The organism is Streptomyces alkaliterrae (assembly GCF_007097205.2).
In the GTDB taxonomy this organism is placed as follows: Bacteria; Actinomycetota; Actinomycetes; order Streptomycetales; family Streptomycetaceae; genus Streptomyces; species Streptomyces alkaliterrae.
This window is the reverse complement of the sequence record NZ_VJYK02000717.1, coordinates 1-456: the sequence shown is the minus strand read 5'-3', so window position 1 is coordinate 456 and position 456 is coordinate 1. Positions and strand designations below refer to the sequence as shown.

Sequence of the window (456 nt, the reverse complement as noted above, 5' to 3'; positions counted from 1 at the left end):
CGCTGGTGCTGAGCGCGCCCGGCACCGATGGGCTGCGCCGCGGCGAACTTGGCATCGGCTCCGGCATCGTGCATGACAGCGTCGCCGACGACGAATATGCGGAGTGCCAACTGAAAGCGCGCTTCGTGACGGCGCTTGACCCGGGGTTGTCGTTGTTCGAGACGATGCGCGCGACGCGCGAGGGCGTGCCACTGCTGGATTGGCATCTGGCGCGGCTGGAGCGGTCGGCGGCCGCATTCGGTTTCCCGTTCGATCGCACTGTGCTGACGAATGACGTGGCGCGTGCGTGCGCAACGCTCGAAGGCGAGGGCGCTTATCGGATGCGCTTATTGCTGACGCCGAATGGCTCGGCAAACGTATCGGCCGTGCCGCTGTCGCCGCTGCATGCGAGCTGGGATGCGCCGGTCCGCCTGCTCGTTGCGCCGCAATCGCGCGAGATCACGCACAGTCTGCCGA

1 protein-coding gene is annotated in these 456 nt (G+C 67.3%); it reads left to right on the top strand.

The window, feature by feature from the left end; translation table 11 throughout:
• Positions 1–456: aminotransferase class IV (locus FNX44_RS30175; RefSeq protein WP_173019329.1), on the top strand; the 456-nt coding region annotated here is incomplete at both ends.